Source organism: Bradyrhizobium sp. USDA 3311, assembly GCF_054062495.1.
The window spans coordinates 5,884,731-5,911,017 of record NZ_JBSSFI010000001.1 but is presented as its reverse complement, the minus strand read 5'-3'; the positions used below and the strand labels follow the sequence as shown (position 1 = coordinate 5,911,017).

General features: G+C 61.0%; 25 protein-coding genes and 1 pseudogene. 12 read left to right on the top strand and 14 right to left on the bottom strand.

The genetic code is table 11. The features are described 5' to 3' along the window. Positions 1-88 precede the first annotated feature (88 nt). The 3 genes from polX to ACVWW6_RS28315 form a co-directional block, all read right to left on the bottom strand. The gene (gene polX, locus ACVWW6_RS28325; protein ID WP_304553571.1) at positions 89-1,801 is read right to left on the bottom strand and encodes a DNA polymerase/3'-5' exonuclease PolX; all 1,713 of its coding nucleotides are present in this window, start codon (positions 1,799-1,801) and stop codon (positions 89-91) included. A gap of 80 nt (positions 1,802-1,881) precedes the next feature. Continuing rightward, a complete protein-coding gene (locus ACVWW6_RS28320; protein ID WP_304553572.1) occupies positions 1,882-3,219 on the bottom strand; it encodes a nicotinate phosphoribosyltransferase in 1,338 nt (445 codons plus the stop codon). 15 nt (positions 3,220-3,234) lie between these two features. Continuing rightward, positions 3,235-3,900 carry a phosphoribosyltransferase gene (locus ACVWW6_RS28315; protein WP_060912175.1) on the bottom strand — a complete coding sequence of 222 codons (666 nt, stop codon included), beginning with the start codon at positions 3,898-3,900 and terminating at the stop codon, positions 3,235-3,237. Positions 3,901-4,001: 101 nt separating this feature from the next. Here ACVWW6_RS28315 and ACVWW6_RS28310 point away from each other — a divergent pair, with 101 nt between their 5' ends. After that, positions 4,002-5,069 carry a hypothetical protein gene (locus tag ACVWW6_RS28310; RefSeq protein WP_304553574.1) on the top strand — a complete coding sequence of 356 codons (1,068 nt, stop codon included), beginning with the start codon at positions 4,002-4,004 and terminating at the stop codon, positions 5,067-5,069. 16 nt (positions 5,070-5,085) lie between these two features. Here the strand turns inward: ACVWW6_RS28310 and ACVWW6_RS28305 are convergent, their stop codons facing one another. Beyond that, positions 5,086-6,096 carry a ribose-phosphate diphosphokinase gene (locus ACVWW6_RS28305; protein ID WP_456681748.1) on the bottom strand — a complete coding sequence of 337 codons (1,011 nt, stop codon included), beginning with the start codon at positions 6,094-6,096 and terminating at the stop codon, positions 5,086-5,088. A 36-nt stretch (positions 6,097-6,132) separates the two neighbouring features. Next, positions 6,133-6,699: an HPF/RaiA family ribosome-associated protein gene (locus ACVWW6_RS28300; RefSeq protein ID WP_304553576.1), complete on the bottom strand. Its 567-nt coding sequence runs from the start codon at positions 6,697-6,699 to the stop codon at positions 6,133-6,135. 273 nt (positions 6,700-6,972) lie between these two features. On the opposite strand from ACVWW6_RS28300, the gene ACVWW6_RS28295 reads away from it, so the two are divergent. The 5 genes from ACVWW6_RS28295 (at position 6,973) to ACVWW6_RS28275 (ending at position 9,358) form a co-directional block, all read left to right on the top strand. Beyond that, positions 6,973-7,401, top strand: a complete 429-nt coding sequence (locus ACVWW6_RS28295) for a DUF2267 domain-containing protein (protein ID WP_304553577.1) — start codon at positions 6,973-6,975, stop codon at positions 7,399-7,401. A gap of 160 nt (positions 7,402-7,561) precedes the next feature. Further along, positions 7,562-8,086: a dienelactone hydrolase family protein gene (locus ACVWW6_RS28290; protein ID WP_456681747.1), complete on the top strand. Its 525-nt coding sequence runs from the start codon at positions 7,562-7,564 to the stop codon at positions 8,084-8,086. Beyond that, positions 8,083-8,532 carry a YbhB/YbcL family Raf kinase inhibitor-like protein gene (locus ACVWW6_RS28285; protein ID WP_082756924.1) on the top strand — a complete coding sequence of 150 codons (450 nt, stop codon included), beginning with the start codon at positions 8,083-8,085 and terminating at the stop codon, positions 8,530-8,532. The genes ACVWW6_RS28290 and ACVWW6_RS28285 overlap by 4 nt, the downstream gene beginning before the upstream one ends. A 71-nt stretch (positions 8,533-8,603) precedes the next feature. Further along, a complete protein-coding gene (locus ACVWW6_RS28280; RefSeq protein WP_456681746.1) occupies positions 8,604-8,768 on the top strand; it encodes a universal stress protein in 165 nt (54 codons plus the stop codon). Between the two features lie 56 nt (positions 8,769-8,824). Next, positions 8,825-9,358 carry a flavin reductase family protein gene (locus ACVWW6_RS28275; protein WP_456681745.1) on the top strand — a complete coding sequence of 178 codons (534 nt, stop codon included), beginning with the start codon at positions 8,825-8,827 and terminating at the stop codon, positions 9,356-9,358. A gap of 48 nt (positions 9,359-9,406) precedes the next feature. On the opposite strand, the gene ACVWW6_RS28270 is transcribed toward ACVWW6_RS28275, so the two are convergent. Beyond that, entirely contained in the window at positions 9,407-9,586 is a 180-nt protein-coding gene (locus tag ACVWW6_RS28270) for a hypothetical protein (protein ID WP_129557611.1), read from the bottom strand. A 335-nt stretch (positions 9,587-9,921) separates the two neighbouring features. After that, on the bottom strand, positions 9,922-12,216 hold the full coding sequence (locus tag ACVWW6_RS28265; RefSeq protein WP_456681744.1) for a heavy metal translocating P-type ATPase: 2,295 nt from the start codon (positions 12,214-12,216) through the stop codon (positions 9,922-9,924). An 807-nt stretch (positions 12,217-13,023) separates the two neighbouring features. Here ACVWW6_RS28265 and ACVWW6_RS28260 point away from each other — a divergent pair. Beyond that, positions 13,024-13,661: pseudogene (locus ACVWW6_RS28260) on the top strand (DUF4010 domain-containing protein). 104 nt (positions 13,662-13,765) lie between these two features. On the opposite strand, the gene ACVWW6_RS28255 reads toward ACVWW6_RS28260, so the two are convergent. The 5 genes from ACVWW6_RS28255 to ACVWW6_RS28235 all read right to left on the bottom strand — a co-directional run bounded on the left by ACVWW6_RS28255 (position 13,766) and on the right by ACVWW6_RS28235 (position 19,876). Next, a complete protein-coding gene (locus ACVWW6_RS28255) occupies positions 13,766-14,020 on the bottom strand; it encodes an EF-hand domain-containing protein (protein ID WP_373565434.1) in 255 nt (84 codons plus the stop codon). Positions 14,021-14,583: 563 nt separating this feature from the next. After that, positions 14,584-16,386 carry an ATP-dependent zinc metalloprotease FtsH gene (gene ftsH, locus ACVWW6_RS28250; RefSeq protein ID WP_456683186.1) on the bottom strand — a complete coding sequence of 601 codons (1,803 nt, stop codon included), beginning with the start codon at positions 16,384-16,386 and terminating at the stop codon, positions 14,584-14,586. A gap of 289 nt (positions 16,387-16,675) precedes the next feature. Further along, positions 16,676-17,386 (bottom strand): ABC transporter ATP-binding protein, encoded by a 711-nt coding sequence (locus ACVWW6_RS28245; RefSeq protein WP_060912167.1) that lies wholly within the window; start codon positions 17,384-17,386, stop codon positions 16,676-16,678. After that, a complete protein-coding gene (locus ACVWW6_RS28240) occupies positions 17,379-18,605 on the bottom strand; it encodes an ABC transporter permease (RefSeq protein ID WP_304553582.1) in 1,227 nt (408 codons plus the stop codon). The genes ACVWW6_RS28245 and ACVWW6_RS28240 overlap by 8 nt, the downstream gene beginning before the upstream one ends. Next, positions 18,602-19,876 (bottom strand): efflux RND transporter periplasmic adaptor subunit, encoded by a 1,275-nt coding sequence (locus ACVWW6_RS28235; RefSeq protein ID WP_162494103.1) that lies wholly within the window; start codon positions 19,874-19,876, stop codon positions 18,602-18,604. Before ACVWW6_RS28235 ends, ACVWW6_RS28240 begins: the two co-directional genes overlap by 4 nt. Positions 19,877-20,117: 241 nt before the next feature. Between ACVWW6_RS28235 and groL the strand changes: the two genes are divergently transcribed. From groL to ACVWW6_RS28215, 4 genes are all read left to right on the top strand, one after another. Continuing rightward, a complete protein-coding gene (gene groL / locus ACVWW6_RS28230) occupies positions 20,118-21,743 on the top strand; it encodes a chaperonin GroEL (RefSeq protein ID WP_304553584.1) in 1,626 nt (541 codons plus the stop codon). A gap of 85 nt (positions 21,744-21,828) precedes the next feature. Next, positions 21,829-22,050, top strand: coding sequence for a ChaB family protein (locus ACVWW6_RS28225; RefSeq protein ID WP_011087407.1), 222 nt, complete (start codon positions 21,829-21,831; stop codon positions 22,048-22,050). 258 nt (positions 22,051-22,308) lie between these two features. Next, positions 22,309-22,830, top strand: coding sequence for an Hsp20/alpha crystallin family protein (locus ACVWW6_RS28220; protein WP_060912164.1), 522 nt, complete (start codon positions 22,309-22,311; stop codon positions 22,828-22,830). A gap of 74 nt (positions 22,831-22,904) precedes the next feature. After that, the gene (locus ACVWW6_RS28215) at positions 22,905-23,627 is read left to right on the top strand and encodes a CBS domain-containing protein (protein ID WP_304553585.1); all 723 of its coding nucleotides are present in this window, start codon (positions 22,905-22,907) and stop codon (positions 23,625-23,627) included. 293 nt (positions 23,628-23,920) lie between these two features. On the opposite strand, the gene ACVWW6_RS28210 is transcribed toward ACVWW6_RS28215, so the two are convergent. Beyond that, on the bottom strand, positions 23,921-24,661 hold the full coding sequence (locus ACVWW6_RS28210) for a S1C family serine protease (protein WP_051000372.1): 741 nt from the start codon (positions 24,659-24,661) through the stop codon (positions 23,921-23,923). Positions 24,662-24,877: 216 nt separating this feature from the next. Here ACVWW6_RS28210 and ACVWW6_RS28205 point away from each other — a divergent pair, with 216 nt between their 5' ends. After that, positions 24,878-25,093 carry a hypothetical protein gene (locus tag ACVWW6_RS28205; protein ID WP_133415020.1) on the top strand — a complete coding sequence of 72 codons (216 nt, stop codon included), beginning with the start codon at positions 24,878-24,880 and terminating at the stop codon, positions 25,091-25,093. Positions 25,094-25,475: 382 nt separating this feature from the next. On the opposite strand, the gene ACVWW6_RS28200 is transcribed toward ACVWW6_RS28205, so the two are convergent. Continuing rightward, on the bottom strand, positions 25,476-26,216 hold the full coding sequence (locus tag ACVWW6_RS28200; protein WP_304553587.1) for a CBS domain-containing protein: 741 nt from the start codon (positions 26,214-26,216) through the stop codon (positions 25,476-25,478). Positions 26,217-26,287 lie beyond the last annotated feature (71 nt).

Here is a 26,287-nt window from a genome sequence, read left to right as displayed (position 1 = left end):
CCGAATAGCCGTTCATAGTCGCGATGGCCGATCTGGAGAACCGCCCAGCCAGAGTAAATTCTCTGCGCTTCATGTCGGAGCCCTTCTGCTACCGCCTTAGGAGCTTTCGCAATCTGGGTAGCGGCTGCGTGTTGATCACATCGGCTGGCTCTAGCCAGCCGCGACGTGCCTGATCGACGCCAAATCGCATGTTGGAAAAGCCAGCCGTTGCATGCGCGTCTGTCGAGATCGCGAGCTTGACGCCCGCTGACTTCGCCGCATGGGCGTGAATGTCCGTGAGGTCCAGCCGGTCTGGATCCGCATTCAGCTCAAGACAACAGCCGCGATCGGCGGCGGCCACGACGATAGCCTCGATGTCCACCTCATAGGGCTCTCTCTCGCCGATAAGCCTTCCCGTCGGATGGGCAATGATGCACACGTGGCGGTTATCCATCGCACGGACGATGCGCTCCGTCTGGAGCTTGCGGGACAGATCGAACTTGTAGTGCACGGCCGCGACCACGATATCGAGCCGCGACAATATCTTGTCGGGCAGGTCGAGGCGCCCATCAGCGAGGATATCGACCTCCGCCCCTTTGAGCACGGTGAAACCGTTCAGTTTCTCGTTCAACCGGTGGATTTCATCAATCTGGCGGCTCAGCCTGGCTTCATCCAGACCATGTGCCACCGTGACATGCTGGCTGTGGTCGGTGATGGCGATGTAGTCATAACCTTTCGCTTTTGCCGCGGCTGCCATGTCTGCAACCGGGGCCGTCCCATCGCTCCAGCTGGAATGGACATGCAGGTCGCCCCTGATATCTCCAAGCGCAATCAGCCTGGGAAGCTTACCGGCCTTTGCAAGAGCAATCTCGCCGCGATCCTCGCGCATTTCCGGCGGGATCGCGGCCAGATCGAGTTTGCGGTAGATTTCCTCTTCAGTCACCCCGGCGATGCGTCGCTGGCCCTCGAACAGGCCGTATTCGTTGAGCTTCCAGCCGCGGTCATTGGCCAGACCACGCAGCGCGATGTTGTGCGCCTTGGAACCCGTGAAGTACATCAGGGCTGCCCCATAGCTCGCCTTCGGAACGACCCGCAGATCGACTTGAAGGCGGGAGCGGAGGACGACCGTCGTTCTGGTTGGACCGTGTGCCAGCACGTTGGCAACATTCTCGTACTTGCTGAGCTTGTCGCCAACCGCCGCGCCGTTGTGTGCGGCCACGACGATGTCGAGATCGCCCACCGTATCGCGCCTACGGCGATAGCTTCCGGCAACCGCCATCAGATCCCGCTTGGTGTCGCGCAGATAGTTCAGCAACGCCTCCGCTTCGGCCTCAGCTTCGGACAATTTGAAGCGCTTTTCCACCTGTGGCTTGGCCAGCGCCGCCGCAAGCTTCTGCTCGCTCTTGGCCCCGAACCCCTTCAACTCCCGCAATCGTCCCGACCTGATCGCGCGCCGCAAATCCTCAAGCGAGCGGACACCCAGCCTGTCGTAGAGCAGTTTGACCCGTTTTGGCCCCAACCCAGGAAGGGCAGCGATCTCGCCGAGATCACCTGGCAGCTGGCGCTTGAGCCGGTCAAGTACATCGAATTTGTGGGTCGCGACGATTGTCTCGATCTTACCCGCGAGGTCCTTGCCGATGCCAGGTAACTCGGAGAGATCCTCTCCTGCTTTAAGCAGGCTTGTGATGCTCTTTGGCAGGCGCTCGATCAATCGGGCCGCATTACGGTAGGCGCGCGAGCGGAAGGGGTTATCGCCCTTGATCTCCAAGAGCTCAGCAGTCTGGTCGAACATTTCGGCGATTTCGGCATTCTGGACCGGCATGGGCGCCTCCCTGCCCTGGCAAGCTAGGCGCACACCGGGCGATCGCTTTGATGCAGATCAGGAGGAACAAGCAGAGCGACCTACGTCATTCTCAAGTCTACAGCGGCTGCCAGTTGTTGAAGCCGGGCCGCCACGTGGACGGGATAGATCGAGCCAGTCTGGAGGCGTTCAAAACCCCTCGGCAATCGCTCCACCTGTGTCCGGGCGTGGGCACGGATATCCTGGAGCGATGGCTGATGCGCGACCGGACGCCCTTCTTGCAAGACAGGGCCGATCAAGGCTTCCCCTTCTTGAGAATCGTCCTCCGTCGAGAGCACGTCCGACGCCATAAGGCCTTCCGCATCGTAGCGACGCCACACCTGCTTGCGGCCCGGCCAAGTCGCCTTTCCGGCCGAACGCTTACGCCGCGCAACGCCCGCGTATTCCTGGAGCTTATAGGCGCAGTCGAGGGCCGGCGCATCGGACGACGTGGCCAGACTGGTCCCGATCCCGATGCCGTCGATAGGCGCCGCCTCGCGAATGAAGGACGATAATGTCTCTTCCTCGATGCCACCGCTGACAAAGATGGTCACGTCTTTGAGACCACCCTCGTCGAGAATCCGCCGCACGCGTCTCGAGAGCGCCACCAGGTCACCGCTGTCGATCCGCACCCCACGGACGGAAATTCCGAGCGTACGCAGCCGGGGAGCCAAGGCCACGACCTTTCTGGCCGCCATTTCCGTGTCGTAGGTATCAATCAACAGCACTAGGTCCTTCGGCCTTGCGCGCGCGAAGGATTCGAACGCTGCCGTTTCGTCGTCGAACGACTGGATGAACGAATGCGCCATCGTGCCGCAGGCCGGAATCCCGAAGCATTTTTCAGCGAGAACAGTCGCAGTGCCGGCAATACCTCCGATATAGCTGGCGCGGGCGGCAAGAAGACCGGCTTCGGCGCCATGAGCTCTACGCAGTCCGAAATCGACCAGCAGCTTGTCCGGCGCAAGCAGCGCCATGCGTGCTGCTTTGGACGCGATCAGCGATTGGAAATGCAAGACATTGATCAACCTGGTTTCGACCAGCTGAGCTTCGGGAAGGGGCGCCGTGACTCGGAGGATCGGCTCATTGGCGAAGAACACGGCGCCCTCTGGCATCGCGTGAACGTCGCCGCTGAAGCGGAAATCGGAGAGATAGTCGATCAGGCGCGCGCTGAACCTGCCGCCGCGGATGAGCCAGCTCAGTTCATCGTCGGAAAAACGCAAATCTTGAAGGAATTCCAGCGCCTGCTCCAGGCCGGCCGCCACCAGGAAATTGCGCTGGGGCGGGAGCTTTCGGACGAAAAACTCGAATACGGCGGTCTCGGTCTGGCCCGTTTCCAGATAGGCCTGCACCATATTCAATTGGTACAGATCGGTAAGGAGCGCGCTTGGTGACCTGTCCATGGGAACCCTCGGGATTCAGGGGGCCGGCGCCGCCATCTTCCTCGCGGGGAACCGCTCCAAGATTGCGATGACCTCGTCATCGTCAACCTGACGAAAATCACGGTAGTAGTAACCGATCGCGCCAAAATCCCGCGGCGTATCCAGACAGACGATCGCATCAACCTCCGTGTGGAGCCGCTGCAACGTCTCGAGCGGCGCGACCGGTACAGCAAGGATCAATTCCTTCGGCTCCCGCTTTCGCAGCGCCCGGATTGCCGCGAGTGTCGTCGCGCCGGTCGCAATGCCATCATCGACGATGATCGCGACCTGCCCTTTGACGTCAGACCGGGCACGATCGCCGAGGTAACGGACGCGCCGCCGCTCGATCTCGGCAAGCTCCTCCCGGCAGACCACGTCGAACGTCTCCTCACTCACGCCCGCCAATTCGACGACGTCCTGGTTGCGGACGATTAGCGACTGCTCCCCGTCCACCACCGCCCCCATCGCCAGCTCCGGCTGCATGGGCACGCCGATCTTGCGCACCAGAACCAGGTCGAGAGGTGCCTCCAACTGTGCAGCGATCTCCGCCGCCACGGGAACGCCGCCGCGCGGCAGCGCCAGGATCACGGGATGGCGACTCCTGTACTTCACCAAGGCTCTGGCCAGCTGGCGGCCGGCGTCTTCTCTGTCCTGAAACAGCATATCGGCAGATCCGCTTGAGTTTTGGCCAGACTATTGCTCCGGTGCCCCGGATCGTTGATCGGTGTCAAACCGTCTCCCTCTTCGTTTGGCAATAGATTGCCATGCTGGACCGTCAGAACGAACTTGCGATCGACGATGCTGAGAACGACAGCATCTCTGCCCTTGCCCGGAAGGTCGCCTTGCTCAGCCAACCCGAGAGCTACACCCCCGCCCCTGATCGCATTCAGGCACGCGAGACCCATATGTCCTGGGTCTTCATGAACGGCGCGCGGGTCTACAAGCTCAAGAAGCCGGTTCGCTTTTCCTATCTCGACTTCTCGACGCTGGCTCGGCGCAAGACCGCGTGCCTGGCGGAAGCCGGCCTCAACCGCCGGCTTGCGCCCGACGTTTATCTAGGCGTCGTCCCGCTGACGGAAAGCGCTTCAGGGTACGCAATCGGCGGCTCCGGTCCGGTGGCCGACTGGCTCGTCGTGATGCGCAGGCTGAACGAGGACGAAACCCTCGACGCCATGCTGCGCAACGGCAATGCTCGCCGGGCCGACGCCGAACGGCTCGCAACAGTTTTGGCTGGCTTCTATTCGCATGCCGCGCGGTTCCTGATCGCACCAGAGGCCTATCTGGCCTCGCTCTATGAAGCCGCCGTCCTCGATTGGCGCGTACTGTTGAATCGCCGTTTCGACCTGCCGTGTGGCAAGATTTCACATATTTCTGCCGTCCAGCGCGGATTTCTCGAACGCAATGCTCGACTGCTCGTTGACCGGGTTTCTCGGAGACTCATCGTCGATGGTCACGGCGACCTGAGGCCGGAGCACATCTGGCTCAGGCCTCCTTTCCCGATCATCGACTGCCTCGAGTTCAATTCCCGCCTGCGGGCCAACGATGCTTTGGACGAGATCGCCTTCCTGCACCTGGAATGCGAGCGGCTCGATGCTCGCTGGTTCGGCGATGCGATCCGACGGCGGTTGGCACGCACGCTGCATGATGACCCCGCAAGCGGCGTATTTCTGTTTTATCGACTTAGTCGCGCGATGCTACGGGCGCGCTTGTCCATCGCGCATTTGCTCGACGCGCGACCGCGCACGCCGGAGAAATGGCCTCGCCTGGCGCGTGCCTATCTTGCCCTCGCCGAAGCCGATGCCAAGCAACTCGAACGGCAGCTCGCCCAATGAATCGAGCAGAACTCCGTCAAGCCTGGTACATCAACAGATCGGCCAGCGACTCATTCTGATGCAGCCGTTTGATGGCTTCGGCCAGCAGCGGAGCTGCCGGGATCATCTCGAGCTTGGCAAGCACTGGCCCAGGAGGAAGCCGGAATGGGGGAACGGTGTCCGTGGCGATGATGCGGTCGATCGATACGTCCGCAAGTGCCGTTTCAGCCCCTGGCATGAACAGCCCATGAGCAACGCACGCGATGACGTTTCTTGCACCATGAGCGCGCGCCGCTTTTGCCGCACGAACCAAAGTTCCGCCGCTGCTGATGAGATCATCGACGACGACACAGAGCGCGTCGGACACCTCACCGGCGAAGAGGTCGCCGGACACGCGGCCCGAACTCCGATGCTTCTCGACGAACGCCTTGCCGATCGGTCTCTGCAACGCCTTCTCAAGCGCCTCCCGCAGGAGATCGGCACGCTTTCCACCCCCCAAGTCGGGAGAGACGACGCTGATCGGTTGGTCGCCTGCGATCGACTTGATCTTTTCGATCAGCAGCGGCGCTGTGGTGAGTGCGACGGAGGGACAGCGAAACGCGTTCTCAAACGCAGCTTCGTTGTGCACATCCAGTGTGACGATCCTGCTCGTACCGACCGCCTCGAACAGAGACGCCAGGTAGCGGATGGTCACGGGATCGTTCTCCTTCGTTCGGCGATCCTTCCTCGCATAGCAAAGATAAGGCGTGACTGCGGTCACGTTCGCAGCACCTGCGTCTCTTAGGGCTCCTATGAAGAAGAGCAGACGACAAAGCTTGTCGTTCGGGCTCTCGACGGGCCCGCCGTGAAGGCTATGAACGACATAGACGTCGTGACCGGCAACCGTATCGAGCGGACGGATCTTGTGCTCGCCGTCTTCAAAGCTGCGCTCTTCATGAGTTGCAAGCGTGCCGCTCAACGAGGTCGCGATTTGCTCGCCCAGCTCGGTGCTTCCGTTCAGAGCGAACAGGCGGAATCGATCACTCCGCGTCAATGCCGTGCGAGGCATCCAGCTGCTATCCATCATGGCGCGCCATTGAGCCACCTATGTCCGCATGCTGTGTTTGCTCAAGACCTTCACGGTGCTGGCCTGCGGCCCCTTTTCCCCGAGTTCCTCGGCATAGCTGACATGCGCGCCGACAGCGATATTCGCGCGCCCTTCCAGAACACTGTTGCAATTGAAATAGATCTCGTGACCATCAGCGGCCTCGAGGAAGCCGAACTCGCCGCTTGGATCGATTCGCAGCACGGTGCCAACCGGCTCTCCTTCATGGAGTTTGGTCTGTCCGTGCATCACGCGGACCTGGTCTTGCAATTGCCGCCGCGCGCGCTTGAATGCATCATCCAGCGCAAAGGTCAGATCGGCGTACCGTTCATCTTCCTTGGGCGTCCGTCCGACATCGACCTCGCGTCCTTCGGGAAGAGCGAGTCGAATGCTCACCTGGTATTGACCGCCCGTCTTGTGGCGATCACCGGGGCCTCGCACGACGACGCGCCCTGCTGTTGCTCGACCGTAGCGCTTCTCAAGTTCGGAGATGTGCTGATCAATTGCAGCTTGCAGGTCTGGCGACGGCATCAGATTTTCGAATTCGATTCGAGCCGGAGTTTGCATGATCTTGCTCCTCAGATTGGCCAATTAATTTGATCACGCCGCACGCCTACGGCTTTGCGCAAAATCAATCCGACCCGATGCATCCCTCAAGCTGGACTTGATCTCCATCAACAAGCCCCAACAACCCACCACGCGACCTCAGCCGCCGGGGCGCCCCCAACGCCCGGCGGCTTTCCCTTTTGTGCATCCCGCACGGAACTTTGCGGTACGTCAAAACGGGCCGGCCCAAGGCTGAAACTAATGGACAATCTGTCTCTGACCGGGAGCGTCGCTATGAGCACGTCCACAGGTGTGACTGCATTGGACCATTCGGTTCAAGAAACCAATGTTTGGCTCAAGGCGATTGACGAGCAGCTGGCCCTGGAGGACCGTCATCAGGCCTACAGTGCATTGCGGGCGGTCCTGCATGCGCTGCGCGATCGCCTGCCGCCGGAGGTCGCCGTCAAGCTCGGAGCACAGCTACCGATCATGGTGCGCGGCATCTACTATGAAGGCTGGCATATGGCCGCAACGCCGACCAAGGAAAGGCACATCGACGAATTTGCAGCGCATATCGCCAGAGAGCTTCCTCCGCAGTTTCCCATAAATCCGCTCAGGACGGCTCGCGCGGTTTACGAGATCCTCTGGGAAAAACTGGATCCGGGCGAATTCGAAAAGCTCATGGCTCACCTGCCGGCCTCGCTGCGAAATTTGCAGGGTTAGCCAGAGGAGACAATCCGTGCACCCCCATGACGTTCTCATTCCGCCTTTTGGGCTGCCTGGAAGACTGTCTGTTCCAGGTAACCCGCGGGGCCTGATCGCATTTGCGCATGGTAGCGGCTCGAGCCGGTTCAGTCCGCGGAATACCGCAGTTGCAAATGCTTTGAACGAACGCCGTTTTGCGACGCTTCTGTTCGACCTTCTCACGCCTGAAGAGGAGCAGAACCGCTCGAATGTGTTCGATGTCGTGTTACTCGCAGAACGGCTGATGACGGCAGTCAACTGGCTCGAAGGCCAGACCCGGGCCATCGCCAGCCTTCCTGTCGGATTGTTCGGAGCCAGCACCGGGGCAGCCGCCGCGCTTGTTGCTGCAGCACGGCTCCCCGATCGCATTGCGGCCGTGGTCTCGCGCGGCGGACGTCCGGATTTGGCCGGCGAGGCCCTTCCCCTTGTCCGCGCGCCGACCCTGTTGATTGTAGGGGGCGCCGACTTCGGCGTTATCGAACTCAATGAGGACGCGCTGACCCGGCTTCATGCACCCAAGGCGATCGAGATCATTTCCGGCGCGACGCACTTGTTTGCCGAGCCCGGCGCCATGGAAGCCGTCATAGAGCATGCTGGCCAATGGTTTGAACGATATCTGCAGGCGCCGGGATCAGTCCAGGCCGCCAGCAAGGAGGACACATGAAACTCCTCTCAGATGCCTTCGCCGATGGGGCAGCCATCCCGCGACGCTTCACTTGTGACGGGGACAATCTCTCCCCACCCCTCAAATGGTCAGATCCGCCACCGGGAACGCGCAGTTACGTCCTGCTCTGCGATGACCCGGATGCTCCAGGCGGTATCTGGCATCACTGGGCGGTCTACGATATCCCGGCGCCCCAAGCCGGATTTCCCGACAGTGCGGCGCAGAAAACGAAGCTAAAGCAGGCTGTCAACGACTTCCGAAAAGTCGGCTATGGCGGCCCGTGTCCGCCACCCGGGCACGGCACCCATCACTACCATTTTCGTCTGCTTGCACTCTCGGTCGATCATGTACGGGTTCAGCCAACTCCGTCATGCCGAGAGGTTGAACGCGAGGCCCGCAGGTTTACGCTTTCCGAGGCTGTTCTCGTCGGCTGGTATCAGAGGTAGTCCAAACATTCGGTCACGACGGCTGATCCGGAGGCCGTCGTGTCAGAACAGAACGGTTTAGTCCGGGCAATATGATTAACGTGATCCAATCCTTGATCGACCTCGCCAGCAGCCGCTCAACTAGATTGCTCGCCGTGGGCCGGCGCGGACGCGGCCAGTTGGCGTGCTTGTTGCTCGGCAGCGTCTTCCAAAAGCTTGTCAGCCTCGCTCCTTGTGCAGTGGTCGTCGTTCCCTAGCGCTGGATCTACAGCGAAGCCGCACCAGAGTTTCGAGCCCAATCGGAAGGTCGCAATTGAGATGGTTCTTTCGACAACGTGCACTTTCAAAAGTTTACCAGCTGATCGAGCCCGGCCCCGTCGTTCTGCTAACGACCGCCAGCCGCGGATGTCCAAATGTCATGACGATGTCATGGCATATGATGGTGGAATTTGAACCGCCGCTCATCGCCTGTGTCGTCAGCGAAGCCAATTTTAGCTTCGCTGCTCTCCGCTCAACCGGAGAGGCCGTAATCGCAATTCCCTCACGCAGCCTTGCTGACACGGTCGTCAAAGTCGGCAACTGCTCCGGCCGCGACAACGATAAGTTCAAGCGTTTCGGACTGACCCCGCTCCCGGCAAACCAGGTCTGCGCACCCTTAATCGAGGAGTGCTTCTGCAATCTCGAATGCCGCGTGGCGGATACCCCCATGGTATATCGCCATAATCTGTTCATTCTGGAGGTCGTGCGCGCCCCTGCCCAGAAGAACCCCAAGACGCTTCACCACCGTGGCTACGGGTCCTTCACCATCGACGGCGCTACACTAAAGGTGAAGTCAAAGATGAGATAGTCGCGCACGATGACGATTGCCTAACATATCATACTGCAGCAGCGGCGCTCAGCGGTACCAGCAATGGCCGTGCCGACAGACGCGTTGATGAGGATAGATCCAGTGCGGACCCCAGCAGGAACGATACCAGTGATAGCCGGTCTCGCCCAAACGGTAGCAGCCCGCCACCGCGCTCGTGGGCGCAGCTATGATCGCCGCGACGGCGGCGAGCATGACAAATTTTCGCATGTTTATTCGCCTCGAAGGGTCCAGAGGCACACATTTGTGTCCATGAACGATGTCCTGCGCGTTGACGTAAATCAACGCACGGCACGCGGCGTCGGGCCTACTTTCATCGCTTCTTTATACATCACCAGCAGCCGGCGAATTCCGCGGTGAGGGAACTATCCACTCATCGCGCAGCGCCGCCAAGTAAAGGGGCTCTAACAACAGAGGAGACTGATCATGGCGACTGAAACGACACTGCCCGTTACAAAGAAGCCCAGCGTGCCGACGCTCGTTGAGGACACGTGGCGCCCGTTCGGGGCGCTGATACAAAGGTAAAAGGCGCGCGGGTCGTAAAGCTAAGCCGCCTGGGCCGCTACGGCTTCGTAAATATCCTCCTCCTGGGCTGTGTGCATGCGCACCAGTGTTTCGATCGCCTCGATCACCCGCTGGGCGTCTCGGACAAGGTAGCGGTCGACCTTCTCTGACGGCAGATCCTCCACGATCCGAGCAAGAAGGCGAGCAAGGTGCAGTATCTCCCGATGGGCACGGCTCATCGCAGAGAGGCCGTGGCGGTCGCGCAGCACCTCCGCAAGCTTCGGGTAGACGCTGTCCTCATCCTTGCGCTCGTGCATCACCACGCTACTCTGAACGATGCGCTGAGCTGCCCTGATCAACACTGCGGCGGACTCGGGCGTCGCATCGTCCAACGCATCGACGATCTTACGCAAGCGGTCGAGGTCCTTGAACAGGGTCTGATGATCGTGATGCAAGATTAGCCCCTGCTCTGCGGTGATGTGCGGGCCAGCCCTGCCGAGGGCCGGAGTGAGCGCGCGCAGCGCGTTCAGGATGACGGCAACATCGATCACTTCCTGCACGATCGCTGCCGGTACCGGATCAAGCCAACCGAGGGCGGCAGCTACCATTGCCACCAGCGACAAACCCATCCCGACAACTATGCTTTGCAAGGCGATCAGCCGTGCCCGCTGCGCAATAATGATCGCCTCGCCCACCCGGTCGAGACGGTCGGCTAAGATGACCACGTCAGCGGCCTCGGACGAGGCGCTGGCGCCACGCGCCCCAAGCGCGACCCCGATATCGGCCACGGCCAACGCGGGGGCATCGTTGATACCATCCCCGACCATGATGGTCGGATGCATCCGCTGTTCGGTGCGCACCGCCTCGACCTTGTCAGAAGGAACGCGGTCAGCCAGCACCGCATCGAGGTCTAGCGCTGCTCCGATCGACTGGGCCGCTGCGGCGCGATCGCCCGTGACCATCACTATTCGAGCGATGCCCGCATCTCGCAGGAGCCGGATCGCTCGCGGCGTATCCGCCCGCAACTCGTCGGCAAGCAGCAGCGCACCGATCGGACGCCCGTTCACAGCAACAAAGACGATCAGCGCCGAGCGCCACGAAGCGCGTCGGATCGCCCGCAGCTCCCACGACGACAACTCGGCATGTGAGAGAAGCATCTCTCGCGAGCCCGCGGTGACCTTGCGTCCGTCAATTATGCCGCTCAGGCCAGAACCCATGGCCTCTTTGACATGTTTCGGCAGTTTCAGCTTGAGGCCGCGATCGACGGCCGCAGCAACGACTGCCTTCGCAAGGACGTGATGCGAGGCCTGCTCAAGCGATGCCCCAAGCGTGAGGACCTCGTCCGGATCCTCCCCCGGCGCAACCTCAACCGAAAGCAACCGCGCCCCTCCCACCGTCAGGGTGCCGGTCTTGTCGAACAACACCGTGTGCGCGCGAGCCAGCGCCTCCAGCGCCCCTCCGCCTTTGGCCAGGATGCCGCGGCGGGCCGCCTGCGCCACTCCGGCGATAAATGCGACTGGCGCGGCCAGAATCAGGGGACAAGGCGTCGCTGCCACCAGCACAGCGAGGCTACGGGTCAGATCACCGGAGATCCGCCACGCCACGAAGGCGACGACGAGCGTCACCGGCAGGAGGATCAGCGCAAAGCGATCGGCCAGCCGCACGAAGGGAGCCTTCGCCGTTTGCGCCGCCGTCACCATGCGCACGATGCCGGCGTAGGTGCTCTCGCCGGCCGGCGCGGTCACGGTCAGCTCGAAGGTCTCACCCGCATTCAGAGAACCGGAAAGAACTGCGCTGCCGCGTGTCTTCTCGATCGGAATGGGTTCGCCGGTCACCGCGGACTCGTCGATGGTGGCCGAGGCCGAACCAACGATACCATCGACCGGGATGATCTCGCCGGCCCTGACCAGGAGTTCCTCGCCGACCGAGACTGACTCGATCGGAACTTCCTCGATCTGCTCGCCAGTCTTGCGATGGGCCTGCCGCGGCGCCCGATCAACCAGGGATCGCAAGTCGCGTTCCGCCCGGGCGATCGCGATATCCTCCAGGACGTTGCCGCCGGAATACATCAGCGCGACCACGGCGCCGGCCAACGGCTGGCCCAGTGCCAGCGCCGCGCTCATCGACAGCAGCGCAATCGCGTCCACTCCCAGGCGGCCGCTCAAAAAATCCCTGACGATCGAGACCGCCAGTCCTCCGATCACGGGCGCCGTGCCCAGCTCCCATGCGAGATCGGCCAGATCCGGTCGCCCAGCGGCTCGCGCCAAAATGCCCGTAGTCAATCCGGCGATCGCAATCACGACCAGGGTCCATCGCAGGATCCGCTCAAACGGCATGATTTGGTTCCACAGCTAAACGAGCGTCACTGTCCTCCGAAACCAGCTTTGTTGTTTGAGCAAAATCAACGCCGGCATGATGAACACCAAAGGGTTCCTTCACAGCCAGCCATGACCTGGATCAACGCCTCTCGGAGCCTCAGGCAGATACTTGCTCTATCATGCGTGCTCTAGCTCAAGCCCTAGCGGTGATTGTGCTGCTGTCATCTGGCGTGCCATGCTTCGCCAAGGAGATGGGGAAGACCGAACGTTCCTCGTCAGCTCCGACCACGCGGTCGCAGGAGCCTGGCGAGAGTCAGCTAAAGCCGACGAACCAAAGGCTAAAGGATACTCACCGTCTGGACCAAATGTGGACCAGCGAGACTGGGATCACTGCAAAGCAGGCCGCGACTGGCGGATGCGAGGCAACAGCGAGAATCTAGCTCAGTGAAGGACCGCAACGCTCAATTGGCATAGCGCAATGAACGAAACATCGTGTGGTCTCAACGCGATCGTTGCGGTGCAACTCGGTCGCTGGGATAGACAATCACCTCTTCCCCGGGAGGCCGGAAGTGATGGCTGCAAGGCGGCCGGACCGGCGTAGGAGCTCGATCTGGCGCAATTCGGCGCGTCCGTTTTTCGCGACATAAACGTTCCAGGCCTCTCCGCGGCGAAACAGCGCCCCGGACGGGACGATCGTCGCATCGTCGCGCGTGCGAAGACCGTGATCTGCACGTCCACCAGGCGGGCGCTGAAAGGCTTGCTCAACTGCATTTGCGTCGCCGGTACAAGGGCGGGCTTGCTGTCTCTAGTTTCGCCTCGGCATTTGTGTCCAGTACAGCCACTATCGGCGCGATGGGAGCGCGGGCTTGCAGGACGCCGGAGCTGCTCGGAGCAGCTACCGCCGGCGCGACGCTGTCAACCGTCGCAACTATCGTTCAGCTCTCCGCCGTGCTCGAAGCAACGAACCTGTCTACGATGCAAAGTTTGCTAGTTCCGCTACTCTGCGCCGGTGGCGCGGCGACGATCTATAGCGCGACCTTCACGATCAAGGGCATGCGGGAAACGGCGGCAGTCGATCTGCAACTCGGACGGGCTTTAACCTGCCCGCGGCTTTGTTGCTGGCGTTGACGCGCTCCGGAGTTATCGTGCTCTCAGCCAGTTTGCGGGAGGCGTTTGGAGAAATCGGGCTGGTGGTCAGCGCGTCTGCAGCCGGCCTCGCTGATACGCATTCGCCCGCCGTGGCCGCTACCACGCTCGTCGCCTCAGGCAAGATCAACTCTGACGACGCCATCGCTCCGGTGCTTGCGGCGCTGTCGACAAATACTCTCAGCAAGATCATCGTTGGCTGGGTCAGTGGCGGCCCTTCCCTTCGGTCTGCGGCTGATTCCCGACCTTATTCTCGTCATCGCGGCCGCGTGGGCCGGCGCATTCTCGGCCCTGTGATCGTCGAGGGCCAATTTTGACCAGATGGCCACAACTAGGCAGCCGCGTTCGTCAACAGTCGAGAAGCAACGGGCGATCCGCTCGCGCCGTTAGTCCTCGGCGCCTGCTCAGGGCCTTCAGTCCGCTATTGCTGCGGCACCGGGTTCGTTGTCCCACGCATGAACGCCAGCATCTCCTCCGGAGTGAGCTTCCCATCCTTGTTGCTGTCCATTGCCTTGAAGATTCGTTCGTGCGCAACTTGAAACTCCGGCAATGAGACGGTCCCGTCGCCATCAGCATCCATCAGCGCGAAAATCATGCGGAACATGATTGGTGGCCCCATCCCGTCCCCGCCCATCATGCCATGCCCTTTCATGCCGCGCCCCATCATTCCCATCATGTCTCCGCCTCGCATCGTCCTCTGCCGCTCTGCGGATTGTCCTGCGGGAGATTCCGTCTGCGTGGACGACGGAACCTGGTCCGGTCCCGGGTGGTGGGCGTTGTGATCAGTCGGCGATTGAGCGAGCGCTGGATAGCTCAGGGTCGCAAACAGAAGCGCTGCAGCAATGGTTCGGCGTGGCATGGGCCTTCTCCGGTGTTGGTGTCGCGTAACAACCGTGTCGTAATTCACCGAAGTCTTATTGAGCCAAGTCAACACGACGAGAGGGAGAAGCATGAGCACCTTCAGCGTATCGTAGGCGAAGAAGCTCACGGAGCCGCCAAAAGGTCGCGCGCGCGGTATCCCTCCGGAACTCTTTTGCCGTGGGCACATCCGAACGGGAAGATGCGGAAAGACATTTGGTTCACCTCAACTATGTTCACACGGCGTTAAATGATTTCTGCCGTCGCCTTCGTAACAGGATCGGCTTGCGCCCTGCTCGAAAATGAGACGGCAGTTCGCCGCTGGCCTGCATAATAGCAAGCTGCGAAGCATCGAACCAGTAATGGTCGGTTTGGATCCGATCACGCGGCAATGGGTTCGTTCTTTCCGGTGCTCTTGGCGAGCAGCGGCGTAAACTGCTCCGCAGTCACCGTTTCATTTGCGATCAACAGTTCAACCCCGGCATCAAGGTCGGCACGACGCCGCTGCAGAACATCGCGGGCACGACGATCGCCCTCCTCGATCAGGTTTCGCACCGCAACATCGATCTCGCGGCCGGTGGCTTCAGCGGCGGTGACGACCGCATCCTGAGCCGCGAGAAATGCCTGAGGCTTCGGCGCGTAGGTGCGCTGCCCTACCGTCTCGTCCATGCCGTATTTAGTCACCATCTCGATGGCGACTTCGGTCGCACGTTGAAGATCGTCGGCGGCGCCGGTCGAAATGGCCCCGTCAAAAATCAGCCGCTCCGACGCCCGTCCACCCATCAACACGGCAATGCGGTTCTTCAGCTCCTCGATCGTAAGCAGAAACCTGTCCTCGGTCGGGCGCTGAATGGTGTAGCCGAGCGCGCCGATCCCACGCGGTATGATCGAAACCTTCTGCATCGGATCGACGCCGGACAGGCTCGCTGCCACGAGGGCATGCCCCATCTCGTGATAGGCGACCCTGCGCCGCTCGTCTTTGCCGAGCACCCTGCTCTTCTTCTCGACGCCGGCGACGATCCGCTCTATCGCGGTGACGAAATCAGCGAACGAGACCTCGTCTCCGCCCCGGCGGGTTGCGGCAATCGCAGCCTCGTTGACGAGATTGGCGATATCAGCTCCTGTGAAACCGGTCGTGAGGCCTGCCACCTTGTCGAGATCGACCTCCTTGCCCAGCCGGATCTTGCGGACGTGCACCTTGAGAATGGCAGTGCGCCCGGTCTTGTCCGGCCGGTCGACGAGGACCTGCCGGTCGAACCTCCCCGCCCGGAGCAGCGCGGGATCCAGGATTTCGGGGCGATTGGTAGCCGCCAGCAGGATGACGCCGGCGCTCGGGTCGAAGCCGTCAAGCTCCGACAGGAGCTGATTGAGGGTCTGCTCCTTCTCGTCGTGGCTTGATAACGACAGCGGCCCGCGGCTGCGTCCGAGTGCATCGAGCTCGTCGACGAAAATGATGCAGGGAGCGGCCTTGCGGGCCTGCTCGAACAAATCTCGCACGCGCGCAGCGCCAACCCCGACGAACATTTCGACGAATTCGGAGCCCGAAATCGAGAAGAATGGAACACCGGCCTCCCCGGCTACGGCGCGCGCGAGCAAGGTCTTTCCCGTTCCGGGCGGCCCAACCAGCAAAATCCCCTTCGGTACATGGGCGCCCAGGCGTCCGTAGCTCTTGGGGTCCTTCAGAAACGAAACCACCTCCTGGAGTTCGAACTTGGCCTCATCAACGCCAGCGACGTCGGCGAAAGTGACTTTGATGTCTTTCTCGACATAGACTTTGGCACGGGACTTCCCGATCGCCATCAGCCCTCCGAATCCCTGGCGGCCGGTCACGCTGCGCCCGATCCAGAACCAGATGATAAAGAAGACGACAACCGGGAAGATCCAAGACAGCAAGCTTTGAAGCAGGCCGCTTCCCGGAACGCCGGTCACGATCGCGCCTTTGGCCGCAAGCTTTTCGGCCAGGGCCATGTCAACCCGCGCGGTGACAAATGCCGATTTGCCGCTTGGGAGTTGCTCCTTCAACTTTCCTTGAATGGTGTCCTGACCAACGGCGACTTCGGCCACCTTTTCCTGGCTGAGCAACTGCTCGAATTGACTATAGGGAATCGTCTCGACGGTTTCGTAGGTTTTGAAAATGAATTGCAAGACGACGAGCAGCATACCGCCCGCGAAAATGACGGCCATCGTTATCGCCTGATTTCGCGAAACCTGATTGGGCTCCACCTGCGCCTCCTCGTCCACGTCAAGTGATCGAGATGGTAGTTCGGGAGAGTGAGGTGCGCTTGATTCAGGTCAACGCGGCTATCCCAAAGCTGGCCTGATGCTCTTCAAGACAAGCTGTTTTGCTGGGCGATTTGCGCGACTTGAGACGGTTCAAGGACACGGGGCATGGGCGAGCGCCCGGCTATCGGCCCAGGAAAATGAAATGCTTCAGGCGGCGGCAACTGCGTTCGGTACCCCCGCGTTGAGCGCGCTACCAGCCCGGGCTTTCGACGGTTCTGTGGTCGGCAATGCGCCCGTCAACCACCTGGATGATCCGATCGCATTGCCGTGCCAGGTCCAGATTATGGGTGACCAGCAGAAAACTCGTGCCGCTCTCCCGATTGACCCGCCGCATCAGCTCAAAGACGGAATCCGCCGATTTCGTGTCGAGATTTCCGGTCGGCTCGTCGGCCAGCACCAGATCCGGGTTCATGGCAAGAGCCCTGGCAACTGCCACCCGCTGCTGCTGGCCACCAGACATGTTGTTGGCAAGGTTGCCCGCGAACTTCTCCAGACCGACTTGGCGCAAGAGATCGTCGGCCCGATCTTCGATCTCCGCGCTTGCAAAGCCGCGATCCGCCAGCATCGGCATCATGACATTTTCGCGGGCGGTGAAGGCCGAAATCAACAGATGGTACTGAAAGACGAAGCCTATGGTATGACCTCGCAGATGCGTGAGCTCGTCGTCGCCGAGCAGCGCCGTGTCGCGCCCCTTGATCAGAAGACGACCGCGCGTTGGCCGATCCAGCAGGCCGACGATATTGAGCAGCGTGCTCTTGCCTGAGCCGGACGGGCCGATCAAGGCCAGGAACTCGCCACGGTCGAGCTTGAGATCAATGTCGTGCAGGACTTCAACCTCAGTAGGCAGACCAAGGTTGTAGCCCTTGCAAACTCGTTCGAGCTTGAGGATCTCGTCAGCCACGGATCGCCACCACTGGATCAAGCTTTGCGGCGCTCACCGCCGGCGCCATCGCAGCCAGCAGCCCTGTCGCTGTGGCGAGGAGCGCGGTGTAGACGAAGAGGCTCTGTTGCAGAACAAGCGGAAACAGTTCGGTGCCGTCCGCCTGCCGGGCCACGGCGTGCCAATACACCAGCGCGACCGCGCCCAAGGTCGCACCGAACAGCGAGCCGACAAAGCCCAGCAGCCCGCCCTGGAGCAAGAACACGCGCAGGATCTGACCACGCGACGTGCCCATTGCCCGCAGGATCCCTATTTCCTTCGAGCGCTGGATCACAGAAACGATGAGAACAGCGGCGATGCCGAAGGCCACCGACAAACCGACAAAGATACGGATCAGGGTATTCGTATAGATCTGCGCCTGGACCGCGGTGAAGAACTGGGCATTCGTGGCGATCCAGCTGTCCGCCTCCACGGGCGTCGCAGCCTGGATCCGCCGGGCGATGATTTCCGCCGCATAGATGTCCTTGACCGTCATGTCGATGGTCGTAACGCCGCCGATCATGCCGAGAAGCGACTGTCCCGTCCGCAGCGCGACGAAGCTGGCACGCTGATTGACACCCTTGTTGCCGAAATCGATCAGACCGGAAATCGTCAGCACTCGATTGGCGCCGGCCGTGGCTTGCAAGTTCAGCTTGTCGCCGACGGTAGCTCCGAGATTCTTGGCGAGTTCGGTGCCGATGATGACGTCCTCACTGGTCAAACGCGCCTCGCCGGCCGCGATGTAGTCCGGCACCTTGACGATGTCGAAATACGTTTCCGGTTCGATCCCTGTCAGCGTCACCGCCCGGCTGGCGTCGCCACGTATGGCCAGAACAGATCCGGTGATGGTCGGCGAGACCGCGGTGACTTCGGGCATGGCGAGCATCTGGCCGCGGATCTTCGGCCACTGGTCGATCGAGATCACCCGCTGGCTCGGACGCTGCACTGCAGCATCCTCGATCTCCCCGGCGGCATTGCGCAAGGGACGCGCCACCTGATCCGGCGTGAGGAGCTGGATCTGGGGCTGGGAGGTCAGCACGCGCTTGATAAAATTCGCCTCGAGGCCGGCGAGCATCGCAGACATGAAGACGATCACACCGACGCCGATCGAGATGCCGCCGACGATGAAGATGGTTTGCAACCTCCCCTCTCGCAGGAATCGTACGGCGGCAATCCACTCGAATGGGAGCCAGTGGTTCATGGCAGGACGGGGCGCACGCGCTGCCCGGTAAGGACGCCGGAACTCTGCGGGATCGCAATGTCGCCGGGCTGCATCCCCTCGACAATTTCGATCTGGCTGTTGCCGCGCAAGCCGACCTTCACCGGATGCTTTGCGGCCCGGCCGTTCTTTACGGTCATCACCCATGCTTGCCCCGACAGGATCTCACGCACCGAGCGCACAGGAAGGACCTCGGCATTGTCCTTCGCTGCGACCTCAATGTCGACCGAGACCGTCATATCCTGACGTAAATAGTCCGGCGGCTCCTTTACCGTCAGTTTCACCTCCACGGTCGCGCGGGAAATGTCGACGCCGGGATTGATGTAGGTGACGGTCGCAGAAAAGTGCCGATCCGGATAGGCATCGGCAGATGCGAGCGCCGTCTGCCCGAGCGCGAGCCTGCCGAGGTTCCGCTCATCGATCTGGAGCACCAGTTGCAGTTCACCCGAGGGGGCCAGAACCAACAAGGCCTTCCCCGCCTGCACCACGGTGCCGCGTTCCACGCTACGGGTGATGAGAACGCCGTCGCGGGGGGCAACGATCGTGGCATAGCCCAGGCGAGATTCTGCGGTGTCGAGGTTGGCGCGTGCCTGATTGAGCTGTGTCTGCGCCATGACGTGATCGCTGCCGCCGGGGCTCGCGGTATAGACCTGAAATTCCGTCGCGCGCTTTGCGGCACGCGCGACATCGAGCGTCTTCTGCGCGTCGTCGAGGGCGGCTCGCGTCGCATAGCCGTTGCGTTCGAGCTGCGCGGTACGGTCATAAGTCTGCTGGGCGTTCCGAAGCGTCGCCTCGGCCTGGGTCTGCGCTTCCTTCGCCGAAGGAAGCGTGAGCTCCTCGAGCTGCCTGATGCGCGCTTCGGCCTGCGCGACCGCGCCCTGCGCTTGCACCACGCTCGCCTTCGACTCACGCGCCTCAAGGGCAATCAGCGGCTGGCCCTTGGTGACCCTCTCGCCCTCCTGGACCAGCACATCCTCCACGGTCCCGGTAATCTGGCTGCCGATCTCCACCCGGTATGGCGTCTCGACATGCCCGCTCGCCACTACGGTTTCAACCAATCGTCCACGTGCGACCCGATCGACCACGACGGCAGGTCCGAGCAGGACCCGGATGCCCTGCCATGCGCCAAGGCCGAGCAGGACAACAACCGTCAGGAGGAACCATTTATGAGTGATGATGCCCGACCAGGCCGACGCGACGGAAATCGGGTCGATGCGTCTTTGATTTGGTAATGGTAGACTTTGTTCGGCCATGGCTACGCTACACGGATCGCACCGGTTCATCTGGCGATCCCCTCCTCTCAACTATTGGGTTCAGAAATACCGCCGCGATGCCTTTGGCGGATTGCGCTAGGTCAAGTCCCGATCAGCCACTTCTTCACCGGCCGGCTCAATAACCTCCGCCTCTGGTTGACCAAGATCAAACTGAGCCGGACGCAGTCGTACAAAAGTGGCGCGCAGGGTAACGCCAACTACGACACCTTGAGGCATTGAAATGGCACACAAACAAGTCCTGTTCCATTCAGCAGCCCGCGAGAAGATCTTGCGCGGCGCGTCTCTCCTTGCAGACGCGGTGCGCGTGACGCTCGGCCCGAAGTCGAAATCAGTCCTGATCCAGAAGGGATGGGGAGCGCCGATCGTCTGCAACGACGGGGTCACCATTGCCAAGGAATTCGACTTGAAGGATGCCGAAGAGAACCTTGGCGCTCAGGTGTTGCGTCAGGCCGCGGAGAAAACCGGCGACGTCGTCGGCGACGGCACCAGCACGTCTACCATCCTTGCACATGCCATCCTGTCGGACGGGGTTCGCAATGTTGTGGCTGGCGCGAGCGCGATCGACCTCAAACGTGGCCTCGATCGCGGAACGCAGGCCGCCATCGCCGCATTGCGCGCTATGGCAACGCCCGTAAAATCCAGGGCGGAGAAGGTGCAAGTCGCCACGATTTCGGCCCACAACGATGCGTCGATCGGCGAACTCGTAGCCGATGCGATCGAGAAGGTCGGCGGCGACGGCGTGATATCGGTCGAGGAGTCCAAGACGACCGAAACGCTTCTGGACGTCGTCGAGGGAATGAAATTCGACCGGGGTTTTCTTTCACCCTATTTCATCACCGATGCCGACCGGATGGAATCGGTGTTGCAGGATCCCTACGTCCTGCTCTGCGACCACAAGATCGGCGCATTGCGCGATCTGGTTCCCCTTCTCGAGCAGGTCGCCAAGAGCGGTCAGCCGCTTCTGATCATTGCCGAGGACATCGAGGGCGAAGCGCTGGCCACTCTCATCGTCAATCAATTGCGGGGCGTGCTCAAGGCTTGCGCCGTCAAGGCCCCCGGGTTTGGTGACCGGCGCAAGGCCATGCTCGAGGATATCGCGATATTGACCGGCGCTCAGGTGATCTCGGAAGAGATCGGCTTGAACTTGGAGAACGCCACCCTGCAACAACTCGGTCGTGCCGCGCGCGTGGTCGCCGACAAGGAGAATACAACGTTGATCGGCAGCGGTGGCGATCGCACCCGCATCGATGCACGACTGGGCCAGATCCGGGTCGAAATCGAAAAGACGACTAGCGATTACGATCGCGAGAAGCTCGAAGAGCGCCTCGCCAAGCTGTCGGGAGGCGTCGCGGTGATCCGGGTGGGAGCGCCGACCGAGGCCGAAATGAAGGCGAAGAAGGAAGCTTTGGACGATGCAATCAGTTCGACGAAAGCGGCGGTCGCGGAAGGCATTGTGCCCGGTGGCGGGCTGGCTCTGCTCCGTGCAGTCGCGGCCGTGGCCAAGGAGGAAGCGGCCTGTGAGGGCGACGAGCGGACCGGCGTACAGATCCTGAGACGCGCTCTTGAGGCTCCGGCGCGCCAGATTGCCGAGAATTCCGCGGCCGACGGAGGCGTCGTGGTTGCGCGGATGCTCGAAGGTGAAGGCAGCATTGGCTTCGATGCCTCCCGCAAGGTCTATGTCGATCTCGTCGCGGCTGGCATCGTCGATCCGGTCAAGGTCGTACGGACAGCCCTCGAAAACGCGGTCTCGGTCGCGAGCGTGCTCCTTCTGACCGAAGCGACGATGACGGAAATCCCGGAGCCGAAACGCGAGAGACTGCCCGAACCGGACTTGGCGGTGCAGTAGCGGTCCTTATCACGCAGAGAGTTCCCGCATTCGGCCACCGCCGTTCGATTCAATCGAGGACCGCGCTTGGCGGGAGCCAGGAACGATGCCTTATCGATCAAACGATGATCTTCCCGCGAGATTGCGACGTCACCTGCCGCCTCACGCCCTGGACATCTACAGGGAGGCGTTCAACCACTCCTTTGCCTCGCATGTCGGAGACATTCGCCAGGAAGAGATAGCACATCGAACGGCTTGGTCCGCCGTCAAGCGCTCATACATGAAACTCGCGGATCGCTGGGTGCCGAAATCGGCACATAGCGATTGAGCGTTGCGGTTGTTCGTAAATTGAAATACGTCTGCCTCCTTGCCGCATTTTCGCGCGGACACGTGCAGGGCAACGATTTCGCGGCACACCTTTCTTGGAACTCTGACAGCGCGTTTCTGGAGAAATGTCGCAGTCTGTCGATTCAACGAAATTCGCCGGCTCAATTTCCGGCTTGAGCAAAATCAAATTTCAAACCGACGACCGTGGCTAATCTCCTTTCGCGACCGAGATGGTCAAACCTCGGAAGGAGATATCATCATGGCAACCGAAACCAAGCTGCCCGTCACAAAATCCCCCACAGCCCCCGCTGTCGCCGGAGAGACTTGGCGACCCTTTCAGGCATTGAGAAACGAAATCGACCAGATCTTTGACGATTTCGGTAACGGCTTCTGGAACCGACCGTTCCGTTCGCTGGCACGGCTCGAGCGCGACTTCTCGAAGTCGATCTCTGCGCCGGCCGTAGACGTCGCCGAGAGTGACAAAGCGTATGAGATTACGGCCGAGCTTCCGGGTCTCGACGAGAAGAACATCGACATCAAGGTCGCCAACGGCGGTCTTACGATCAAGGGCGAGAAGCGCGAGGAGACCGAGGAAAAGAAGAAGGACTACTACGTCTCCGAGCGCCGCTACGGCACCTTCGAGCGCTATTTCACCCTGCCGGAGAGCGTCAACGCCGACAAGATCGAGGCTACCTTCAAGAACGGCGTGCTGAAGGTCGTGCTTCCGAAAACCGAGGAGGCGCAGAAACCGGCCAAGACGATCAACGTGAAGGCGGCTTGAGCCTGCCAAGGCGGGGCTGCATCGAGCGCAGCCTCGCCCCACATTTGCAACACTATCGATATTGAGGGCACGTCATGCACGCACTTCACGTGATGACCAGAGACGTTGTTGCCGTGACGCCTCATACGACGATCGAAGAAGCCGCCAAGATCATGCTCCGGATGCACATTAGCGGCCTACCTGTCATCGACGATGCCGGCAATCTCGTTGGCATTGTCTCGGAAAGCGACTTCCTCCGTCGCAGCGAAATTGGCACCGGTCGCAAGCACGCGGCCTGGCTCAAATTCTTCATGGGACCTCGACGGGCAGCGGCCGAGTTTGTTCACGAAAGCGGCCGAAAGGTGGAAGATGTCATGACGCGGCAGGTTGTCTCGGCCCGGGAAGAGACATCCCTGGTCGACGTGGTCGACTTGATGGAGAAGCACGACATTAAACGCGTCCCGGTGATGCGCGGCGAGGCGACGATCGGGATCGTTACGAGAAGTAATCTGCTGCAGGCGATGGCAAGCCTCGCACACGAGATTCCGGACCCGACCGCCGATGACGAGCACATTCGCGAGCGTATCACGCGAGCGGTCAACGCCGCCGACTGGCGTCCGATCGGCTCCAGGGTCGATGTCCGCAAGGGCGTCGTCCATCTGCACGGCCTGATTACGACCGACGAAGCGCGGCGGGCGACGATCGTCGCCGCCGAAAACACCAGCGGTGTCAAGGAAGTCCATGACCACCTTTGCTTAGTTGATTCATACACCGGCTACTACGTGGAATCGCCGGAAGACTTGAGGGCCGCGGGCTGAACGCCGGCGAATTGGAAGCCGCTATGCTTGGATGGATCGTCCGGGTTCTCTTTACGATAGCAGCGCCGATCACGGCGCTGTTCGTTTCGCGAGACGCGTTGAACTTCGGCCTCATTCAAACCATTGTAACGATGCTCCTCGTCACGGCTCTTGTCGGCTTGATCGCCGCCTACTCCGGGCGTGACCGAGGCGTCCCCCACTAAGCAGATACGCCCCGAGGGCTGGTGAAGCCGCGCGGATTTCCGGGCGCTCGCGGTTTCGCCATTGATGCGCAGATCCGCGCAGGAGGGACCCTACTGGGCAGCCGCAAAAAGCCTCCTGACCGCGTCTGCTGGCGCTGCAAAAGCAAAGCCACTCTTTCGCGCAACGACGACGCCGATTAGCTTACCCTTCAGATTCACCAGCGCGCCGCCCGAACTGCCCTGGCTGACCAGGACGTCTGATTGGATCAGATCGCTGCTCGCAATGCCTGGGCAGGAACGATGCAAAGCTGACACGATGCCAAACGTCACGCTCTGTCCCCAATCTTGCGGATTTCCAATCGTGATCACCGGCTCCCCCACGTCGGGCGTACCCAGGTTCTCCAGAGTCAACGCCTGAAGGTTGCCGGGTTCGACCCGGAGTAGCGCAACGTCATCTCGCTCGGATCTTACCAGCACAACGGCATCAAGCGCTCGTCCGTCCTGGGGACGTGCCTGTACGACGGTCGCGTTTGCAACCAAGTGATTTGCAGTGACAATCAAGCCTGCCAGGGCGTCGACCACGACGCCCGCTCCCTGCCACTCTCGAGGCGAAGGAGGGTCTGGAAAGCTGGCTTCGGGATCAAATACTCGCGGCTCTGATGCCACGCCCCAGCCTCGTATTCCAACCACAGCAGGCGAGACGCGCTTCACAAGAGCGGTAAAGTCCGTCGTCGGAAACATCTCTCCTGGATCTTTATAGTCCTTGGCCCAACAACCGGCGACACCGAAAACCAGCGCCAGACTGCATACGACGACGGCGATCCAATCTCGGCGCAAGATATTGCGTAGCATGGCCACCTCTCAGGCAATCCAAGTGAAGTTACCTGAACAGCAGCCTAGTGATCTGAGGCAGGCGCGATTTGAGGATTCGCAAACTCTGCCTCGCCCTTCTCGCGAAACCAGGCCTACGGATACCTACTTAGGTGAAGCTCCCGAATTTAGGCCCGTCGCCTGATGCGGTACGAAGGGTTCTCCAGTACAGCGTTCGGCTTGCCAGTGGAGCCCGCAATGAATCACTCGATTTACACCGCGGACAGGGCAACCCACCTGAAGGTGGTGGTCTCTGTGCTACTCGTCGGCATTGCAATCGTGGCGGCAACACTGACCGTGCGGCTAACTCATCCAGCAACAAGTGCGCAGATCACGGCGACGCACACCGTCTACAAGCCCCACCGAAGCCACGCCCTCACCGAAATGGCACAAATTGGGAAGGACTCGATCTAGCTCGATCGGCCGAGGACATCAAATGAGCAACGAACTAGTCAAGGTCTTGATACTATTTGCCCTCTACGCGGCTCTTGAAATCGCGCTCTATTCCTCATCGGTCGGGAGACTGGTCTCCCGCGCTGTCCGCGCGGCGAGACTAACCCTAAGCGAACAGGACGCCCGGACGGCCGAATGAAGCGCATCTGCGCTCAGCTTGACCCTTGCGCCCCCCCGATTTGGCGGCTTTGGAGCACCATCGGTCATCACTGCGTGAGGGCGACTGATACCATAGGGGTAAGATCAGTCCCGACTGCGTGTCGTCATCGAACAGTATGGAGATCTACCAGCGATTATGAAACGAGACCGCGAGCTCGACTGACGCCGCCCGCTCCTCTCGGCGCTACAGCGGTTCGTCATCCAGCGTGGAGGGCTCCATCTGGAGCGAAACGAAATCGCCTCCACCGTAATCGTCCTCCGGGTCCGGACGGGAAGGCTGAACACAGAGGCGGTCATCTACTCGAAGAACGCCAGGAACGTTCTCGCAAGCTACGATGGCAGCGCGGTGTGCGCTCTCGCCCCTGATAACACCACGGAGCGAGACCGCGCCGTCCCTTACCCTGACGTTCAAGCCGATCGGCTGCCACGGTGTCTTGGCCAGCGCGGCGAGAACCGCCCGACGGAGCTGATTGTCGCTCCCGGAATAGCCCGAAGCGCCTGTCAGTGGTCCAGCAACGGCGGACAGGAAGTCGGAACGTGTGATGATTCCGACGATACGATCAGCGCGCATGACCGGAATGTGATTCAGGTGCCGACGCTCCATCACGTCCGCCACCTCATCGAGAGGTGCCTGCTCGTTGGTGGTCACAGGCTGACGGGTCATCACCTGCTCGACCTTGCGACCGTGCTCCTTCACGAACTCGCTGGCGACTCGCTCAGCCCCGAGCAGGAGCGAAAGCAATCGATTGCGCTCATGCTCGGTTCCGATCTCGCTCCGCCTGAGAAAATCGCTCTCGCATATAATGCCGACGAGATTATCGGCCGAATCCACGACAGGCAGCCCGCTGATATGATGCGCAAGCATCACTTTGATTGCGTCCGTGATCGGAGCCTCAGGCCGTATCGACACTACCTGCCGTGACATTATCTGATACGCCCGCACGACCTTCACTCCGGAGACAAAGAGGTATTTGCTGCGTCAACTAACGTCTTGAT

Bases quoted from the DNA above. Each gene is read 5' to 3' on its own strand.
- polX (WP_304553571.1), bottom strand. From the start codon at position 1,801: ATGCCGGTCCAGAATGCCGAAATCGCCGAAATGTTCGACCAGACTGCT.
- ACVWW6_RS28320 (WP_304553572.1), bottom strand. From the start codon at position 3,219: ATGGACAGGTCACCAAGCGCGCTCCTTACCGATCTGTACCAATTGAAT.
- ACVWW6_RS28315 (WP_060912175.1), bottom strand. From the start codon at position 3,900: ATGCTGTTTCAGGACAGAGAAGACGCCGGCCGCCAGCTGGCCAGAGCC.
- ACVWW6_RS28310 (WP_304553574.1), top strand. From the start codon at position 4,002: ATGCTGGACCGTCAGAACGAACTTGCGATCGACGATGCTGAGAACGAC.
- ACVWW6_RS28305 (WP_456681748.1), bottom strand. From the start codon at position 6,096: ATGCCTCGCACGGCATTGACGCGGAGTGATCGATTCCGCCTGTTCGCT.
- ACVWW6_RS28300 (WP_304553576.1), bottom strand. From the start codon at position 6,699: ATGCAAACTCCGGCTCGAATCGAATTCGAAAATCTGATGCCGTCGCCA.
- ACVWW6_RS28295 (WP_304553577.1), top strand. From the start codon at position 6,973: ATGAGCACGTCCACAGGTGTGACTGCATTGGACCATTCGGTTCAAGAA.
- ACVWW6_RS28285 (WP_082756924.1), top strand. From the start codon at position 8,083: ATGAAACTCCTCTCAGATGCCTTCGCCGATGGGGCAGCCATCCCGCGA.
- ACVWW6_RS28280 (WP_456681746.1), top strand. From the start codon at position 8,604: ATGATTAACGTGATCCAATCCTTGATCGACCTCGCCAGCAGCCGCTCA.
- ACVWW6_RS28270 (WP_129557611.1), bottom strand. From the start codon at position 9,586: ATGCGAAAATTTGTCATGCTCGCCGCCGTCGCGGCGATCATAGCTGCG.
- ACVWW6_RS28265 (WP_456681744.1), bottom strand. From the start codon at position 12,216: ATGCCGTTTGAGCGGATCCTGCGATGGACCCTGGTCGTGATTGCGATC.
- ACVWW6_RS28255 (WP_373565434.1), bottom strand. From the start codon at position 14,020: ATGATGGGAATGATGGGGCGCGGCATGAAAGGGCATGGCATGATGGGC.
- ftsH (WP_456683186.1), bottom strand. From the start codon at position 16,386: ATGGCCGTCATTTTCGCGGGCGGTATGCTGCTCGTCGTCTTGCAATTC.
- ACVWW6_RS28240 (WP_304553582.1), bottom strand. From the start codon at position 18,605: ATGAACCACTGGCTCCCATTCGAGTGGATTGCCGCCGTACGATTCCTG.
- ACVWW6_RS28235 (WP_162494103.1), bottom strand. From the start codon at position 19,876: ATGGCCGAACAAAGTCTACCATTACCAAATCAAAGACGCATCGACCCG.
- groL (WP_304553584.1), top strand. From the start codon at position 20,118: ATGGCACACAAACAAGTCCTGTTCCATTCAGCAGCCCGCGAGAAGATC.
- ACVWW6_RS28225 (WP_011087407.1), top strand. From the start codon at position 21,829: ATGCCTTATCGATCAAACGATGATCTTCCCGCGAGATTGCGACGTCAC.
- ACVWW6_RS28220 (WP_060912164.1), top strand. From the start codon at position 22,309: ATGGCAACCGAAACCAAGCTGCCCGTCACAAAATCCCCCACAGCCCCC.
- ACVWW6_RS28215 (WP_304553585.1), top strand. From the start codon at position 22,905: ATGCACGCACTTCACGTGATGACCAGAGACGTTGTTGCCGTGACGCCT.
- ACVWW6_RS28210 (WP_051000372.1), bottom strand. From the start codon at position 24,661: ATGCTACGCAATATCTTGCGCCGAGATTGGATCGCCGTCGTCGTATGC.
- ACVWW6_RS28205 (WP_133415020.1), top strand. From the start codon at position 24,878: ATGAATCACTCGATTTACACCGCGGACAGGGCAACCCACCTGAAGGTG.
- ACVWW6_RS28200 (WP_304553587.1), bottom strand. From the start codon at position 26,216: ATGTCACGGCAGGTAGTGTCGATACGGCCTGAGGCTCCGATCACGGAC.